The sequence below is a fragment of the Mesorhizobium quangtriensis genome, from assembly GCF_040081925.1.
GTDB classification, from domain to species: Bacteria; Pseudomonadota; Alphaproteobacteria; order Rhizobiales; family Rhizobiaceae; genus Mesorhizobium_K; species Mesorhizobium_K quangtriensis.
Genome location: NZ_JBEBMF010000004.1, coordinates 84,852 through 98,725, shown reverse-complemented (window position 1 = coordinate 98,725; position 13,874 = coordinate 84,852). Strand labels below are relative to the sequence as shown.

15 protein-coding genes are annotated in these 13,874 nt (G+C 61.4%); 9 read left to right on the top strand and 6 right to left on the bottom strand.

Annotated features, from left to right (window positions below; genetic code table 11):
- Nucleotides 1–258: 258 nt before the first annotated feature.
- Entirely contained in the window at nt 259–1,884 is a 1,626-nt protein-coding gene (gene mepK / locus ABMA32_RS20105; protein WP_425475575.1) for a peptidoglycan L,D-endopeptidase MepK, read from the top strand.
- 61 nt (nt 1,885–1,945) lie between these two features.
- Here mepK and ABMA32_RS20100 read toward each other — a convergent pair whose 3' ends face one another.
- Together ABMA32_RS20100 and ABMA32_RS20095 are read right to left on the bottom strand one after the other, a co-directional pair.
- On the bottom strand, nt 1,946–2,587 hold the full coding sequence (locus tag ABMA32_RS20100) for a 2-dehydro-3-deoxy-phosphogluconate aldolase (RefSeq protein ID WP_349015587.1): 642 nt from the start codon (nt 2,585–2,587) through the stop codon (nt 1,946–1,948).
- Between the two features lie 84 nt (nt 2,588–2,671).
- Entirely contained in the window at nt 2,672–3,565 is an 894-nt protein-coding gene (locus ABMA32_RS20095) for an N-acetylmuramidase domain-containing protein (RefSeq protein WP_349015586.1), read from the bottom strand.
- 177 nt (nt 3,566–3,742) lie between these two features.
- On the opposite strand from ABMA32_RS20095, the gene trhO reads away from it, so the two are divergent.
- The 3 genes from trhO (at nt 3,743) to ABMA32_RS20080 (ending at nt 6,530) form a co-directional block, all read left to right on the top strand.
- The gene (gene trhO, locus ABMA32_RS20090; RefSeq protein WP_349015585.1) at nt 3,743–4,666 is read left to right on the top strand and encodes an oxygen-dependent tRNA uridine(34) hydroxylase TrhO; all 924 of its coding nucleotides are present in this window, start codon (nt 3,743–3,745) and stop codon (nt 4,664–4,666) included.
- 90 nt (nt 4,667–4,756) lie between these two features.
- On the top strand, nt 4,757–5,527 hold the full coding sequence (locus ABMA32_RS20085; RefSeq protein ID WP_349015584.1) for a tellurite resistance TerB family protein: 771 nt from the start codon (nt 4,757–4,759) through the stop codon (nt 5,525–5,527).
- 223 nt (nt 5,528–5,750) lie between these two features.
- Complete coding sequence (locus ABMA32_RS20080) at nt 5,751–6,530, top strand: SDR family oxidoreductase (RefSeq protein WP_349015583.1); 780 nt, start codon at nt 5,751–5,753, stop codon at nt 6,528–6,530.
- Nucleotides 6,531–6,542: 12 nt separating this feature from the next.
- On the opposite strand, the gene ABMA32_RS20075 is transcribed toward ABMA32_RS20080, so the two are convergent.
- On the bottom strand, nt 6,543–7,373 hold the full coding sequence (locus ABMA32_RS20075; protein WP_349015582.1) for an aldo/keto reductase: 831 nt from the start codon (nt 7,371–7,373) through the stop codon (nt 6,543–6,545).
- A gap of 119 nt (nt 7,374–7,492) precedes the next feature.
- Between ABMA32_RS20075 and ABMA32_RS20070 the strand changes: the two genes are divergently transcribed.
- The gene (locus ABMA32_RS20070) at nt 7,493–8,068 is read left to right on the top strand and encodes a hypothetical protein (RefSeq protein ID WP_349015581.1); all 576 of its coding nucleotides are present in this window, start codon (nt 7,493–7,495) and stop codon (nt 8,066–8,068) included.
- Nucleotides 8,069–8,099: 31 nt separating this feature from the next.
- Here ABMA32_RS20070 and ABMA32_RS20065 read toward each other — a convergent pair whose 3' ends face one another.
- The gene (locus tag ABMA32_RS20065) at nt 8,100–9,293 is read right to left on the bottom strand and encodes a pyridoxal phosphate-dependent aminotransferase (protein ID WP_349015580.1); all 1,194 of its coding nucleotides are present in this window, start codon (nt 9,291–9,293) and stop codon (nt 8,100–8,102) included.
- Between the two features lie 81 nt (nt 9,294–9,374).
- Between ABMA32_RS20065 and ABMA32_RS20060 the strand changes: the two genes are divergently transcribed.
- From ABMA32_RS20060 to ABMA32_RS20045, 4 genes are read left to right on the top strand one after another with little or no spacing between them, the layout of a single operon-like run.
- On the top strand, nt 9,375–10,058 hold the full coding sequence (locus ABMA32_RS20060; protein WP_349015579.1) for a GNAT family N-acetyltransferase: 684 nt from the start codon (nt 9,375–9,377) through the stop codon (nt 10,056–10,058).
- A gap of 30 nt (nt 10,059–10,088) precedes the next feature.
- Nucleotides 10,089–11,069: a cation diffusion facilitator family transporter gene (locus ABMA32_RS20055; RefSeq protein ID WP_349015578.1), complete on the top strand. Its 981-nt coding sequence runs from the start codon at nt 10,089–10,091 to the stop codon at nt 11,067–11,069.
- A 19-nt stretch (nt 11,070–11,088) separates the two neighbouring features.
- Entirely contained in the window at nt 11,089–11,847 is a 759-nt protein-coding gene (locus tag ABMA32_RS20050) for an SDR family oxidoreductase (protein ID WP_349015577.1), read from the top strand.
- Between the two features lie 22 nt (nt 11,848–11,869).
- The gene (locus tag ABMA32_RS20045) at nt 11,870–12,079 is read left to right on the top strand and encodes a hypothetical protein (RefSeq protein ID WP_349015576.1); all 210 of its coding nucleotides are present in this window, start codon (nt 11,870–11,872) and stop codon (nt 12,077–12,079) included.
- Here the strand turns inward: ABMA32_RS20045 and ABMA32_RS20040 are convergent.
- Nucleotides 12,041–13,144 carry a nickel/cobalt transporter gene (locus ABMA32_RS20040; protein ID WP_349015575.1) on the bottom strand — a complete coding sequence of 368 codons (1,104 nt, stop codon included), beginning with the start codon at nt 13,142–13,144 and terminating at the stop codon, nt 12,041–12,043. The genes ABMA32_RS20045 and ABMA32_RS20040 overlap by 39 nt on opposite strands.
- Before the next feature lie 17 nt (nt 13,145–13,161).
- Nucleotides 13,162–13,809, bottom strand: coding sequence for a DUF1007 family protein (locus tag ABMA32_RS20035; protein ID WP_349015574.1), 648 nt, complete (start codon nt 13,807–13,809; stop codon nt 13,162–13,164).
- Nucleotides 13,810–13,874: the final 65 nt, after the last annotated feature.

Genomic DNA, 13,874 nt, shown 5'->3' with positions numbered 1-13,874 from the left:
GATTTAAACCGTCGATTTACCACGATACTGCCTGGCCGGTTTGCACCAGATTGTTGCCACGGTGTTACCGCATTTCGACTTCAATAAGCGGGGATTAACCATTAGGATCGATATTCGGATGTCACTCCAACGCATCCGTTCGTCGTCTTCGGGGACAAACGGCAGCCTGCAAGGCCTTTTGATTTGACGAGAGCAGACCGACCCAATGCGCGGCCGACCGTGAAGACCACGATCTGGCCAAAATGGCTTACAGGGTTCATGCTGGTGTTCGGCGTGATGGCGTTTGGCGCACAGGCCGCACAGGCCGAGACCCGTACGCTTAAGCTCTATTTCATTCATACCAAGGAACGTGCCGAGATCACGTTCAAGCGCAATGGCCGCTACGATCAGGCCGGCCTGCGGCAGATCAACAACTTCCTGCGCGACTGGCGGCGCAACGAGCCCACGAAGATGGACCCCCGCCTGCTCGACACGGTCTGGGAAGCCTACAGGGCTGTCGGCGCCAAGGATTACATCCATGTCGTCTCCGCCTATCGCTCCCCGGCGACCAATTCGATGCTGCGCAAGCGCTCGAAAGGCGTCGCCAACAAGAGCCAGCACATGCTTGGCAAAGCGATGGATTTCTACATTCCAGGCGTGCCGCTGAAAAAGCTGCGTGATGCGGGCCTTCGGGCCCAGGCCGGTGGCGTCGGTTATTACCCGCGCTCCGGGTCACCGTTCGTCCACATGGACGTCGGCAATGTCAGGCATTGGCCGCGCATGAGCCGCAGCGAACTCGTCGCGGTGTTCCCGAACGGCAAGACGCTGCATGTGCCTTCCGACGGCAAGCCGTTGCCGGGCTTCGAGCAGGCGCTCGCGTCCTATGAGTCGCGCAAGAAGTCTGGAACCACCGCTCTCGCACTTGCCGCTGCCGCTCCGGAGAAGAAGGGACGCTCCGGCGGCCTTCTGGCGGCGTTGTTTGGTGGCGGCGCCGATGAGGAAGAGGATAACAGCGAAGGCTCGGGCACGGTTGTCGCGTCCGCACCGGCTCCGAAGCCGTCCGCGGAAATCAGCATTGTTCCGCCTGACGAAGCCAACCCGGCAACCGTTCCCTTCTCGACCGCCGACGAAGAGGTCGTTGAGACCCCCCAGACAATCATAGCCGCGCTTCCGGCGCGTGATGTTCCCGTGCCGCTCTTCGCACCTCGGCCGCAGGTCGATGTCGGTCAGACGATGGCTGCCGCGCCGGCGGATGCCGGGGCGGTGAACGGGACGACCGATCCCGCGCAACCGGATAACATTCCCTTTGCCGTTGCTTCGGCTACGCCCGTGGATGCTGAAGCGGCGTACGACGAGGCTGAAAGCGCTAGTATTCCGTTGCCGAGCTGGCGTCCCGCCCAGGAAGGCGAAGAGGTTGGCTCTCCTCTGCTTGCGCTTGCGCCTCCCGCACCGGAACAGCGCCCGGCCTCGGATGGGTTCGACGTCGCCGCGCTTATTGCCTCCGAGGAAGAGAGCGCTGCCGCCTCAAACGGAAAGAGCAAGCGCCTCGCGGCAGCAGCCCAACCCGCAGCCGCAAAGCCCAAATCCGTGGCCTCTCTTGCCGATGCTCCGACCGACTCCAAGACGACGTCAAAGGGTGACCGCGCCCGGGCAGACGCTACCAAACCCGCGCCAAAGCCGCAGGTTGTTGCTGCGCAACCGGAAGCGGCTCGGTGGGCACTCGGCGGACAGACGACGCTCGCCTATGACGCCAGCGCTCCGGCTGTGGCGCATCTGATGGTGCGCACCGCGCCCAGCCAGGTTTTCGCTACAGGGTTCCAGCGAGACACCGTTGTTGCCGACGCAAGCCGCTTTAGTGGCAAGGCGGTGAGCTTCATGCCGGTCGCTCGCTTCCAGACAAACTGATCGCAAGATCACAAAGAAAAAGGCCGGCTATGCCGGCCTTTTTTCCTTCCGGGAACAGGTGTCAGATCGGCTTGAGCGCGCTCGCCTGACGGGCAAGAGACTCGATGACGTCCCATTTCCCGTCCCGTATCGCGTCGTCCGGCGCGACCCACGAACCACCGACGCACACAACATTCGGCACAGCGAGATATTCCTCGGCGTTGAGGGCAGAGATGCCGCCCGTCGGACAGAAGCGGACGGAGGCGAGTGGCGAGGCGAGCGAGCGCAGGAAAGTCGTGCCGCCGGCCTGTTCTGCCGGGAAAAACTTCAGGAAGTCGATGCCAGCTTCCAGAGCGGTCATGATCTCGCCCGGCGTTATGGCTCCGGGCAACAGCGGCACTTCGCTGTCGGCTGCCGCCGAAATGAGGCTGCTCGTCAGGCCGGGGCTGACGATGAACTTGGAACCGGCCGCAGCCGCCTCGTCGAACTGCTTCGGGTTCAGCACGGTGCCCGCGCCGACCACGGCGTCTTCTACCTCGCCGGCAACGCGCCGGATGGCTTCGAGCGCGTCGTGCGTGCGCAGGGTGATCTCGATCATGCGCAACCCACCGGCAGCCAGCGCACGCGCCAGCGGTACGGCATTCTCAAGGTCCTTGATCTTGATCACGGGAATGACAGGCTGCCCGTCGAGCAGCGAAAGAAGCTTTTCGGTTTTGCCTGCCACGTCTGCTCTCCGTCATGAGGGGGGAATTCAATCGGTTAGCAGAACGACCGTGACGAGTCCATGAAACCCAAGGTAACATGCTGATCATATTGGACGGCGAGCGATGAAAAGCTTCTCGATCCAATCGCGAATCTTTTGCCACCCTGAACCGCTGAACGGCATCGCCTCGCCGATCACCTTTCTTGTGGCAGGGCCGACTATTCCATCAATCTCAAGCCCCCGGTCTTTCTGAAAAGCCATGACCGCACGCCTGGTGCGGTTACCAAACTTGCCATCGACGGTGAGCGGATAGCCGAGTGCTGAGAGGGACGTCTGCAGATCGCGTACAGCTTCCCCAGCAGATCCGTATCGCAGCAACTTTGGCGCTGGGTCGGCTTTGCCTGGGATATCGGAGCCGCCGGCCAACCTGCGATAAGCCGACGCGAGTTTCGTGTGATACGCGTTCTTTCTGTAGTTTGGGCCGTTGTAGCCGCGAGCGAACGCTTCCCAGTCGTGCGCCAGCAGCGATGGCCGCAACGCTGACTTGTCGATGAATTTCGCCATCAGCCGCGCCTGTCCCGCTGCGCTGACGCGCGCCTCGGCCACCAGCGTATCGATGTCGCCAAAGCCCAGCCATGCCCAATGCGCTCCCATGACCTGGCCAAGGCCCCATGAGACGGATTCGTAGGCGGCGCGGTGGTCGATAGAAGCTGCTCGCTCCAGCAAGCGCCAGCGCGCCGCCTGCGACGCCGGGTTGACGATCGCGCCCGCGTGGGGCGACGCAAGGCCCGCAGTGCGTGCGATTGCCAGTGCATCGCCTGAAAGGCGCCTGTCGAAATAATGGCCTTCGAAGCGGATCAGAGGCTCCTGCCGGCCTTCGATCAGCGCAAAGACGGCGCCACCGCTCTCCACTTCGGCCACGGCGAGCAGTGCCGCCGGTTCGATGCCGAACTCGACTGCGACCTGCCTGATTTCATCTATGGTTTGCTGCGTGAACATCGACCTCTCCTTTTCGGACAAGTGTCGATCCGGTCCGCACGACGGGGATAAACGGGCGATAGGATTGCAGATCAATGTTACGTCAGAGTGCTTTGTCTTATCTATAAGCCATTGTATATAAACGGCTTTTCTTGTCGATCTTGAAATTTTTGTGCCAAATCGATACCGGCTGCTGCCATGAATTCATTCACACCTGCTTTCCGTGTCGCGGCGCTCTACCGCTTCGTGCGGCTTGACCGTTGCGACGAACTGCGTGCCCCGTTGGCCGCATTCTGTTGTGGGCGCGGTATCAAGGGTACTTTGCTGCTTGCCCGAGAGGGCATCAACGGGACGGTTGCAGGCAGCGAGAAGGCGATTGCCGAACTCATCGCCCATCTGGAGGATATGCCGGAATTCGCGGGCCTCGACGTCAAATATTCGTCCGCCGACGAGATGCCTTTCCACCGCATGAAGGTGCGATTGAAGCAAGAGATTGTAACCATGGGCGTTGCGGATATCGATCCGCTCGCCGACGCCGGCGCTTATGTCGCCCCTAGCGATTGGAACGCGCTGATTGCCGATCCGGGCACGGTGGTCATCGATACGCGCAATGATTACGAGGTTCGCCTCGGCACATTCGCGGGTGCGCTCGACCCCGAAACGCAGAGTTTCCGCGACTTCCCCGCCTGGGTGGAACGTCATCGCGCTGAACTGGAGGGGAAAAAAGTCGCGATGTTCTGCACGGGTGGAATTCGCTGCGAAAAGGCCACCGCCTATGTGCGCTCACTTGGAATAGAAGATGTTTTTCATCTCAAGGGTGGCATCCTGAAATATCTCGAGGAGGTGCCGGCCTCGGAAAGCCTCTGGCAGGGCGAGTGCTTCGTCTTCGACGAACGGGTATCGGTTGCGCACGGCCTGGAGGTTGGCGATGCGGCTTTGTGTCGTGCCTGCCGTCGTCCGCTGACGGCCGCCAACCGGCTGTCGCCGAAGTTCGAGGAAGGCGTGTCTTGCGAAAGTTGCTATTACGAACGCAGCGCGGAAGATCGTGCCCGTTATGCAGAGCGCCACCGGCAGGTCAAACTCGCTGCGGGTCGCGGCGCGCGTCCGCATATCGGGAATTGAGGCCAGCCGAATACGAAAATCGACGGTCGCCGTCATTGTAAAGTCGTGGCCGGCGACTACTTCACAGTGGCGCGTGACAAGGAGAGCTTGATGTTCGATCCCAAGAAACTGCTCGACGACCTGCTAGGCTCGAAGATTCCGGGAACGGAATCCACCGTTCGGGACAAGGCCGGGCAGGCAACGCAACTTGCCAAGGACAATCCGCTGGCAACCGGCGCGCTGGTTGCCGTGCTGCTTGGAACTGGGGCAGGGCGCAAGGTGACAGGTTCTGCCATCAAGCTTGGCGGCCTCGCCGCAGTCGCCGGCCTCGCCTACAAGGCCTACCAGAGCTATCAGGTCGGCCAGCAGCCCGGAACTGCGTCCACACAAGGTGGGCCCGTCCTTTTGCCGCCTCCATCCGACGACGCCTTCAATCCCGCACAGGCGCCACAAGGCGAGGCGGAATTCTCGCTCTCGCTGGTCCGCGCGATGATCGCAGCCGCCAAGGCCGACGGCCATATCGATGACGACGAGAAGAAAAAGATCGGCGACAGGCTGGCTCTTGCCGGACTTGGCCCGGAAGCGGAAGCCTTTCTGCGGGAAGAGCTCGAAAAGCCGCTCGATCTCGACGAACTCGTCTCGCTCGCGCAGACCGAGGCGCAACGTGTTGAGCTCTATACGGCCTCTCGTTTGACCATCGATCCAAACACACGTGCGGAACGTGGTTATCTCGACCTGCTCGCGGGGCGACTCCAGCTTCCAGACGCGCTGGTGGATCATATCGAGGCCACCGTTTCGGCCGCCAAGGAGCCTGTGCCGGTCGATGCTTCAGCACGAACCTCGGTGCCGCCAGTGCCGGGCACGAATCCTCCGCGCTGGTGAAACCCGATTGAATTAGGCCTGGAGCGCTCGTTAACGTTTCGTTAACCATTCAGGCGCAGGATTCCCGTTAGTCGGATCGGCGTTCTCCTCCTCCCAAGCCCGATCCGCGAATTGGGGCGGTCGCCAATGACCGCCCTTTTTGTCGATACCTTCGGCCTCATGGGAGCTTGCCTCTTTCCCTCCTATCTGCGATTGCGTTTCGCGCACTCCGAGGAGGAAATCGATGCCCGAAGCAAAATCTGCAAATGGAAAGACCGCGATCGTGACCGGAGCCGGTTCGGGAATCGGCAAGGTGACCGCCGCGACTCTGCTTGCCGAGGGTTGGAACACGGTTTTCGTCGGACGCCGGAAGAGTCTCCTCGATGAAGCCGCAGGCCAGGCGATCAAAACCGCGGCAACCGGAGCGACGGCGCTCGCTGTCGCCTGCGACGTGACAAAGCCCGCCGATGTCGATGCACTTTACGCCGAGGTCGAGAAGGCCTTCGGCCGAGTCGATCTCGTCTTCAACAACGCCGGGACCGGTTTCAAGACATCGACCATCGACGAGGTGCCGGTGGAGGTCTGGAACGACGTTGTGGCGGTCAACCTCACCGGTTCGTTCCTCGTTGCGCGCGGCGCCTTCGCGATGATGCGCCGGCAGAGCCCGATGGGTGGGCGCATCATCAACAACGGGTCGATTTCCGCGCATGCGCCACGTCCGGGCTCCGTGCCCTACACGGCGACCAAGCATGCGATCACAGGCTTGACCAAGACCCTTGCGCTGGACGGCCGTCCCTTCGACATCGCCTGCGGACAGATCGACATCGGCAATGCGCTGACCAACATGGCCGCGTCGATGACGACAGGCATGCCGCAGGCCAATGGTACGATGGCGACCGAGCCTGTCATGGACGCCCAGCGCGTCGCGGACGCGGTCGTTTACATGGCGAGCCTGCCGCCGGACGCAAATGTGCTTTTCCTCACCGTCATGGCGACCAAGATGCCGTTCGTCGGCAGGGGATAACGCCGCTGGACGTTAGAACATGAATGATGCCGTGGCCGGATCTGCGCCCGTCCGGCCTCCAGCTGTGTCCAGCGAAGCGATGGACTTCATGTCGTCGGCATCAAGCTCGAAATCGAAAACATCGAAATTGGCGGCGATGCGATCCCGGTTTACCGACTTCGGGATGACGACCAGCCCTTCCTGAAGATGCCACCGGATGATCGTCTGGGCGGTCGTCTTGCCGTGCTTCCTGGCGATCCCGCCAATCGTCGCATCGTCCAGCAGGCGACCGCTGCCGAGCGGGCTCCAGCTCTCGATCTGAATCTTGTGCCCGGCATGGAAAGCGCGAGCCGCTCGTTGCTGGAGACGGGGATGAAGTTCGATCTGGTTCACCGCCGGCGTAACGCCCGTTTCGCCGATGATGCGTTCCAGATGATCCCTGTTGAAGTTCGAGACGCCGATCGAGCGGACGCGCCCGGCGTCCCGCAGTTCGATCAGGGTTTTCCACGCTTCCACATATTTGTCCTGCTTCGGCACCGGCCAATGGATCAGGAACAGGTCGAGCTGCTCGACCCCGAGCTTGCGCATCGTGGCATCGAACTCTCGAAGCGCAGCGTCACGCTCGTGCGCCCGATTGCGGAGCTTGGATGTGACGAAGAGTTCCGATCTGGGGATGCCGGCGGAACGGATCGCCTCTCCGACGCCTTCCTCGTTTCCGTAGCCTTCGGCCGTGTCGATCAAGCGATATCCCGCGGCGATGCCCCAGCCCACCACCTTCGCGGTGATCGATGGATCCACTTGCCAGACGCCGAGCCCAAGTTGTGGGATCGAAAAGCCGTCGTTCAGGGAAATGGATTCAGGCATGTGCTGTCCCTCATGGAATGCTTGGTGGCTGGGTATGCCATATCTAGGTTCCACGATGGTTTTGCCAAGCAATTGGATTGATCCGGTGCCCGGTCCCACACGTAACCGCAGACATGGGCTTGCACTCTTCAATCGTGGCTGCGTGGCGCTGGATCGAGCGCTATGCTGATCATGAGGATCCGCTTGTTGGGGCGTCGAACTGGATTGCACTTGTCGTTGTTTCAAACCAACCGTTCTACCCACTCTATCTCTATGCAGTGGTCGGCGACCGGTTCATTCCTTCGCTGCTGACCTTCTTCTCGACGCCGTTTTTTGCCGCGGTCCCGGCCGTGTCGCGCCGCCATCCTTTCGCCGGCCGGGTCATGCTGCCGCTGGTGGGCATAGGAAACGGTATCGTTGCCGCCAAGGCTCTGGGGCCAGCCTCAGGTGTGGAACTGTTCCTCATACCATGCGCGCTTATCGCCGCCGCCCTGTTCAGGCCGTCCGAATGGGTGGCGGGCTTCGCCCTGATCGTCGCCGTGTTCCTGTCCTACTTCCTGCTGCACGAACGCTACGGCGCGCCGCTGTCCAGCTATACGGATGCGGAGTATGCGACCCTGTTCTCCATCAACGCGATGAGCGCAGCCGGCCTGACCGTGTTCATCGGACTGCTTCTGCGCGGAATAATCCACGATACGCGGGCAAGCCCACCTTAGCCCGTTAAAACGGTCCGGAAGTGGCTAGAATTCAACCCTGGCGGTTGCTCTCGAGGAACAGCTTCATTCGTTCGAGCGCCCGCAGGATGTTCTCCTCCGAGTTCGCGTAGCTCAGGCGGATGTAGCCTTCGCCGAGGATGCCGAAGTCCGGGCCGCCGATCAATGCGACGCCGGCGCCATCCAGCAATTCAGAGGCCAGCTTCTTCGCCTTCCAACCGGTTTTCGAGACATTCGGGAAGGCATAGAAAGCACCCTTCGGCGTGATACATGACACGTCGGGCAGGTCGTTCAGGCCCTCGACGACAATCTTGCGGCGGTTGTCGAAGGCCTTCATCATCTCGACCTCATCCTGCGGACCGTCAATCGCGGCGATGCCGGCGAACTGGCTTGGCGCGTTGACGCAGGACCAGCAGTTGACCGCCAGCTTGCGCACCTTGTCGTAGAGGTTGCCGCCCTTCTCGCCGTTCGGCCAGATCGACCAGCCCATGCGCCAGCCCGTCATCGCCCATGTCTTCGACCAGCCGTTCAACACGATCAGGCGGTCGCGGATTTCCGGGTATTTCAACAGCGAGGTGTGTTCCTCGCCGTCATAGGTCATGACGTCGTAAATCTCGTCGGACATAATGGCGACGTCGGGATGCTTTTCCAGTCCCTTCACCAATCTGTCGATCTCGACTTTTGGCGTCACCCCGCCCGTCGGGTTGGCCGGTGAGTTGAGGATGATCAGGCGTGTCTTGGGCGTGATCAGCGCAAGCGTCTCTTCCGCCGAAAAGGCAAACCCGTTTTCCTCGCGGATCGGGATAGGAACAGGGGTCGCGCCGGTGAATTCGATCATCGAGCGATAGATCGGGAAGCCGGGATCGGGATACATGATCTCTGCGCCCGGTTCGCCGAACATGATGATGGCCGCGTACATCGTCGGCTTGCCGCCGGGCAGGATCATGACGTTTTCCGGCGAGACCTCGACGCCGGTCATGGCAAGGGTGCGGCGGACGACAGCCTCGCGCGTCGCCAGCAGTCCGGTCGCCGGCGTATAGCCGTGATGCCCGTCCTTCAGCGCCTTGATAGCGGCCTCGACGATGTGGGAAGGCGTCTTGAAGTCGGGCTGGCCTATGCCAAGGTTGATGATGTCCTTCCCCTGCGCGGCCAGCGCGGTGGCGCGGGCAAGCACGGCAAAGGCGTTTTCTTCTCCCAGCCGGTCGAAGGCGGCGACTGTGTGGAGCATTTTTCCTCCCTATCTGGCGCTAAAGTGTCCTGCGTGTTTCTGTGAGCCTGACGAGGCAAAGTCAATCGGAGTGAAGCCGCCGTGAGCGAAGAGCTGAAAAACTGGGCGCCGCGCCCGCGTCCCCAACGAAAGGTTCTCGAAGGCCGGTATGTCCGGCTTGAGCCGCTGTCTGCGGCCAGGCATGGCGACGGGCTCTACGAAGCGGCCACGGTCGCGAATGCCGACGAGCGCTTCCGCTGGCTCGGCGAGACGACGCCGGAAAGCCGCGAGGTATTCCAGCCATGGCTGGACAAGGCGGAGGCCAGCGAGGACCCGCTCTACTTCGTCGCCATCGACAAGGCTTCCGGCAAGGTTGCCGGGCGGCAGACCTTCCTGCGCATCGATCCGGCAAACGGCGTCATCGAGATCGGCCACATCCACTGGGGGCCGCTGATGCAGCGAAAACCGGCGGCGACCGAGGCGCACTACCTGTTCATGCGCCACATTTTCGATGAGCTCGGTTATCGCCGTTGGGAGTGGAAGTGCAACAACCGCAACGAACCCTCGAAACGGGCTGCCGAGCGCTTCGGCTTCACCTTCGAAGGCCTGTTCAGGCAGCACATGGTGATCAAGGGCGAAAGCCGGGACACTGCCTGGTACTCCATCATCGACAAGGAGTGGCCGGCGTTGCTTAAGGCATACGAGGGCTGGCTTGACCCGAAGAACTTTGATAGTGACGGAAACCAGAAAAGGCGTCTGGAAGACTTCCGTAAGTCTTTGACGTGAAAGGTTATTTCGTTACTAGCGAGATTTTCTTTGGCTACTCCGAAAACCCCCGGCCATGATCACGACCACGATCATGCTGGGCATGATCACGCAGGACATGACCATGCTGGCCATAGCCATGGCCGCGGCCATGTGCATGGTGGCACGGACAAGAAACGCGTCCTGATCGCAGCACTGCTGACCTTCGGCTTCATGTTCGCGGAAGCGGCGGGTGGCCTCATCACGGGCTCGCTGGCGCTGCTTGCCGACGCCGGCCACATGCTGACGGATTCCATTTCGCTGGGACTTGCCTGGTACGCTTTCCATCTGGCCGAACGGCCTGCTACCGCGCGCCTGACCTATGGTTTCGATCGCGTGAAGACGCTGGTGGCATTTACCAATGGCATTGCGATCTTCGCGATCGGCGCCTGGATCGTGGTCGAGGCCTTCCACAGGATTAGTCAACCAACGCCTGTGCTCGGAGGGCCGATGCTCGTCATCGCGATGCTCGGCCTCGTCGTGAACATCGCCGCGTTCCTGGTTCTCCACGGCGGCAGCCGCGAAAGCCTGAACATGCGCGGTGCAATCCTCCATGTTGTGGGCGACCTGCTCGGTTCGCTCGCGGCGCTTATCGCAGCCGCGGTCATCATCTTCACGGGCTGGATGCCGATCGACCCGATCCTCTCGGCGCTGGTTGCCGTTCTGCTGTTCCGCAGCGCTTGGTCGTTGGTGCGCGAGTCGGGCAACCTGCTGCTCGAAGGCGTCCCCGGCGGTCTTGATCGCGACGACATCGCGCGCGATCTGGAAGCCAGCGTGCCTGGAGTTCGTGAGGTGCACCATATGCACCTCTGGTCGCTGGACGGCTCCAAGCACATGGCGACGCTGCATGCCTGCCTTGCCCAGGACGTCGATGCTCACAAAGCTGTCGTTGCCATCAAGACGCGGCTTGCGGAAAAACACGGCATAGACCATGCCACTGTCGAGCCGGAATTCGGAGCATGCACCGACGGCGGAACGCAACATATCCACTAGCAGATCATCGGGAGGAACTATGGCCGGCAGGCTCAAGGGAAAGATCGCCGTGGTGACGGCAGCAGGGCAGGGGATCGGCCGCGCCATCGCGGAGGCCCTCGTGGCCGAGGGGGCGACCGTTTACGCTTCGGATGTCTCTCGCGAGAAACTGGATGGGCTGGCCAAGGCCAAGAAAGCAAAGCTCGACGTTTTGTCGACCAAGGCTGTCGACGCTTACGCAGCAAAAGTCGGTCCGGTGGACATCCTCGTCAACGTTGCCGGCTACGTGCACCACGGCACTGTGCTGACCACCGACGACAAGGACTGGGAATTTTCGTTTGACCTAAACGTCAAGTCCATGCACCGGACCATCAAGGCGTTCCTACCGGGTATGCTGGAGCGTGCGAAGGAAAGCGGCAAGACAAGTTCCATCGTCAACATCGCCTCGGGCGCTTCGTCCGTACGCGGTATCCCGAACCGCTATGCATACGGCGCCAGCAAGGCAGCGGTCATCGGCCTCACAAAGGCAGTCGCCGCCGACTACATTCGAGACGGCGTACGTTGCAACGCCGTGGCGCCGGGGACCTTTCGGTCGCCCTCCTGGGAGGATCGTGTCGAGACCCTTGGCAAGGAGTGGGGCAGCAAGGAGAAGGCGCTTGAGATGTTCGTCCAGCGCCAGCCCATGGGGCGCGTCGCCGATGCGTCAGAGATCGCGCCGATCGTCGTCTATCTCGCGTCCGATGAGGCGGCCTTCACCACGGGAACCGTAATGAACGTCGATGGCGGCTTTGCCCTTTGAGGCATTGGTATAGAGTGGCGCTATGAGCCCCGAGAACCGCAACTCCGCCATAGCCGCCGCCATCCTGCTCGCTGTCTTCGGGCTGGGTGCGTTCTATATGCCGACCATCATGCTGGCCGTAGGCAATCTCTCGACGGTCGCTGCGGCGTTTATAGCCGTGGCCTTCGTAATGGCCTTCTTCGCAGTGTTCTGGCTACGAGGGAGAAGCCAGAAGCGGCGCGACTTGCGCTGAACTCGTCTGGCTTGCTGGGTAGCCTCCCGTGCCAGGGAGCAAGGTTGCGCTCAGCATCAGCAGGCCAAGCAGAAGGACCATGGTCGCGCCGGCGATCTCGATCGTTGCGTGGACACGGTTGCCCATGCGGCCGTCGCCCGCGAAGGCCACAGCCCAGTTCTTGGCGGTCACGGCCATGGTTGCGAGGATCGAGACGGTGATTGCCGTGCCGAGAGCCATGGCGAGCACCGACAGAACGCCGCCTAGCCAGAGCCCGTTCAGGAAGGCGAAGGTGAGGACGATCAGGGCGCCCGAGCAGGGACGCATGCCGACCGCCGCAACCGCCGACCACGCGGTCTTCCAACTGAAATTGTCTCCCGAAAGCATGGCAGGGTCGGGAGCGTGACTATTGCCACAGGTCGAGCAAACCGCATCGACGCTATGGTCATCCGCATCGACGCATTGGAAGGCGCTTTGCGAGGGGGATGCAGTGCGCGCGGCCGATAGGCTGTGAGCTTGCGTCGCGCCGAACAGGCCACGTACTCTTGGCACCGACTTCTGCCAGAGCAGCCATGCGCCGAACAGCGTAATCAGCAGATAGCTCGCGATTTCCAGGAACCACGTGGCGTCGGTCATTTTTATCGAGGTTCCTCGCAAAAAGAGGAACACCAGGGTTATCAGCAGGATTGCCACTGCCGCCTGCAGGAATGCGGAGACGAACGAGAGCATGATGCCCCGGCGGAGCGCGACCTCGTTGGCCAGCATGTACGAGGAGATCACGGCCTTACCGTGTCCGGGGCCGGCGGCGTGAAAAACGCCGTAGGCAAAAGAGAGCCCAACCAGCACCCAGAGGCTGCTGTTGTTTTCGCGCATCGATTTCAGCGCGCCGGTCAGCGCGCGGTAGAATTGCTGCTGTTGCATGTTGACCCAGTTCAGCAGCCCGGAAAAAAGTCCGGTCGACGGCACGGCGGTTTCTGCAGTCCCGATGCCGAGCGAGCTTTGCGCATGCGCGTGGCCAGCAAAATGTGTCGCCACATAAGCAAGCACGATTGCGCCAAAGACGATCCGAACCTTAGTCTTGTTCATGTCCGCTTCGCCCGGCCTTACGACGTGCAGGTCAGTTCCAACCTCGTTGCGAAGATCTTGCTGAGATCGGTGCCGGTCGGATCGGTGAAGAATTCCTCGGTCAGCGAGGCCTGGTTCTGCGCGATCGCTTCGTCAGGATCGGGGCGGATAACCGAGCGCGTGCAGCCGGACGGAATGCCGTTCACAGCCATGTTCTGGTCGTCGGTATATTCAATGGCGGTATAGAACGTCGGGTCATAGACGCCGAAATCCACCTTGCCCTTCAGCGGTAGGGCTTCCTTCGGCTCGGATTCGAACATGATGATGAGCTGGTCGTTTTCGAAGTTGGCCATCAGTTGCGGCGGGGGCTTCATCGCCACGTCCTTGCCGTCCAGCGTCACCATTTGGAAGTAGTTGAAGTCGGCCAGCGAGTCGTAGACGGTCTTGGATACTTCCTGCAGTTCCGAATCATCCAGCTTGAGGTCGCCATTGGCGTCGAACTCGACCAGCACGGTCGAAGAGAAGAGATCGTCGAAGCGCCAGAGGTGGCGTAGCGACTTCACCGTGCCGTCAGGATTGACGATGACGTCGAGCCTTGCCTCGGCGAAGACATGCGGGTGGACATGCGCCGGCCCTATAGAGGCAAGCAGCGCGGCCAATCCCAAAACTGTCGTGGAAACGCGCATTCCTAGCGGTGGTCCCTTGTCTTTCCCTCGCGATGTAACGTTAGCACAATCCGGGCGAAAGTGGG